Annotated in this window: 3 protein-coding genes; all 3 read left to right on the top strand. The window is 67.2% G+C overall.

Features of this window, described 5'->3' with window-relative positions; translation table 11 throughout:
* Positions 1-151 precede the first annotated feature (151 nt).
* The 3 genes from tnpA to tnpC are packed head-to-tail and all read left to right on the top strand — an operon-like array spanning position 152 to position 2455.
* Positions 152-496 (top strand): IS66-like element accessory protein TnpA, encoded by a 345-nt coding sequence (gene tnpA, locus SSA01S_RS18675; RefSeq protein ID WP_244885714.1) that lies wholly within the window; start codon positions 152-154, stop codon positions 494-496.
* Positions 493-840: an IS66 family insertion sequence element accessory protein TnpB gene (tnpB, locus tag SSA01S_RS18670; protein ID WP_061781594.1), complete on the top strand. Its 348-nt coding sequence runs from the start codon at positions 493-495 to the stop codon at positions 838-840. The genes tnpA and tnpB overlap by 4 nt, the downstream gene beginning before the upstream one ends.
* 43 nt (positions 841-883) lie before the next feature.
* Positions 884-2455, top strand: coding sequence for an IS66 family transposase (tnpC, locus tag SSA01S_RS18665; RefSeq protein ID WP_156477965.1), 1572 nt, complete (start codon positions 884-886; stop codon positions 2453-2455).
* The last annotated feature ends 26 nt before the right edge of the window (positions 2456-2481 follow it).

Raw genomic sequence — 2481 nt, 5'->3', positions numbered from 1 at the left:
TAAGCGTGTTCAGCAGGCCGCCTTGCGGTAGCGCTGGCGGTCGGGATGCTTGTCGCCTTTGACGAGGGCGCGGGCGGTGCGGGAAGTTGTTGGTTCTACGACTGGTCATACGAGCGCTCGTATGACCAGTCGTATGGATGTCGTTGGCCGTATGTCAGGCCGGCGCCGATGGTCTGACGCGGAGAAGCTGGAGATCCTGGCCGAGGCGTTCCGGCCGGGGGTGCGGGTTTGCGACGTCATCGCCCGGCGTGAGGTGTCGAGCAGCCTGATCTACACGTGGCGCAAGCAATTGCGGGAGGGCAAGCTGGCGGGCGTCGTGGCTTCGGTGCCGGTGTTCGCCGAAGTGCAGGTGGCGGAACCGGTCGCGCCGACACCGCAGCCGGCACCATGTCCATCGGGGTTCATCCATATCGAACTGCCGGGTGGCGTGCGGGTGAGTGTGGATGCCGCAGTGGATGCAGGCGCGCTGGCACGGGTGCTGTCGGTGCTGCGATGAGCCCGACGCCGCTACCGACGCGGGTGTTCCTGGCGTGCGGGGTGACCGACATGCGCAAGGGGTTCGATGGCCTGGCGGTGCTGGTGCAGCAGGTGCTGGCGCAGAACCCGCATTCGGGTGCCTTGTTCGTGTTCCGGGGCAAACGCGGTCATCTGGTCAAGCTGCTGTGGTTCGACGGCCAGGGACTTTGCCTGTTTTCCAAGCGGCTCGACCGTGGCCGTTTCGTCTGGCCGGTGACCGCGACTGGCACGGTGACGCTGACGCCGGCGCAATTGTCGATGCTGCTGGAGGGCATCGACTGGCGTCGGCCCGAGCGGACGTTTACGCCGACGCTGGCGGGGTGAGAACGGCGGTTTTACGCCGCTTTTGCTCGCTCGCCGACCTGCAATCTGCTATGAAGACAGCGTGTCGGAAGCGCCTGTTTCCCCTGCAGATGCCACCGCGCGGATCGCCGCGCTGGAGGCCTTACTCGCCCGGGCCAATGCCGCGCTCGCCGCCCGCGATCTGCTCATCGATACCTTGCGCGGCCAGATCGCCCGACTGCGGCGGATGCAGTTCGGCGCCTCGTCCGAGAAGCTGGGACGCGAGATCGAGCAACTCGAACTGGCGCTGGAAGAGCTGGAGACGGAGCGTGACACTCCGGTGGTCGATGTCACTGCGGCCAGCGTAGCGGCGCGGCCGATGCCCGTCCGCAGTCTGCCGGGGCACCTGCCGCGCGAGGAGGTCGTCCACGAACCGGCATCGGGCGCCTGCACCTGCCCGGATTGCGGTGGTGCGTTGCGCCCGCTGGGTATCGACGCGCACGAGATGCTCGACATCGTGCCGGTGCGCTGGCGTGTCGTGCGCAACGTCCGCCCCAAATACAGCTGCCGGGTGTGCGAGAAGATCGTCCAGGCGTCGGCACCGGTCAGCGCCGTGGCACGCGGCAAGGCCACGTTCGCGACACTGGCGCACGTCATCGTCTCGAAGTTCGACCATCATCTGCCGCTGTACCGCCAGGCCGAGATGATGACGGCGCAAGGGCTCGACATCGACCGCTCGACGTTGGCGGGCTGGGCCGGACAGGCCGCAGCACTCCTCGACCCCATCGTCGGCCGCATCCGTGACGAGTTGCTCAAGGCCGATAAGATCCATGCCGATGACACGCCCGTGCCGGTGCTCGACCCCGGCCGGGGCAAGACCGCGACCGGGCGGCTTTGGATCTACGCGACCGACGACCGGGCATCCGGCAGCACGGCACCTCGTGCAACCTGGTATCGCTTCACGCCCGACCGCACCGCCGCGCATCCGCTGGCCCATCTTGCCGGCTTTCGCGGCTTTCTCCAGGCCGATGCCTATGCCGGATACGACGGGCTCTACCGCAGCGGCGTCACCGAGGTCGCCTGCTGGGCACATTTCCGACGCAAGGTCTTCGATCTTCACGAGCGGTCGCCCACGCCGCTGACCACCGACATCCTCGAGCGGATCGGCGCGCTCTATGCCGTTGAGGCCGCGGTCCGCGGCCAACCGCCCGATGCGCGATGCCGAACCCGTCAGGAGAAAAGCCGGCGGCTGGTCGATGACCTTCGCGATGTACTCGACGCTGCTCTGCGACGCCTGTCGCCCAAGTCTGACATGGCCCGGGCCATCGCCTATGGCACGAAGCGCTGGCCGGCCCTGTCGCGCTTTCTCGATGATGGCCGCCTGGAGATCGACAACAATATCGCGGAACGTGCGCTGCGCGGTGTCGCCGTCGGACGCCGCAACTGGTTGTTCGCCGGCTCTCGCGCAGGTGGCGAACGGGCCGCGGCCCTCTACACCGTCATCCAGACCTGCAAGGCCAACGGCGTCGACCCGCAGACCTATATCGCCGACGTCATTGCCAAAGTCGCGGCAGACTGGCCTGCCAGCCGATGGGACGAACTCATGCCCTGGAATTGGATGCCGCCAGTAGATCAGCCGATTGCGCAAGCAGCATAGTCCGCGGCCTCCACGACACGCTTACC

Source organism: Sphingomonas sanguinis NBRC 13937 (assembly GCF_001591005.1).
GTDB lineage: Bacteria > Pseudomonadota > Alphaproteobacteria > Sphingomonadales > Sphingomonadaceae > Sphingomonas > Sphingomonas sanguinis.
The sequence above is the reverse complement of the archived record's forward strand: the minus strand, read 5'-3'. Positions and strand labels throughout refer to the sequence as shown.

Bases quoted from the DNA above. Each gene is read 5' to 3' on its own strand.
- tnpA (WP_244885714.1), top strand. From the start codon at position 152: ATGTCAGGCCGGCGCCGATGGTCTGACGCGGAGAAGCTGGAGATCCTG.
- tnpB (WP_061781594.1), top strand. From the start codon at position 493: ATGAGCCCGACGCCGCTACCGACGCGGGTGTTCCTGGCGTGCGGGGTG.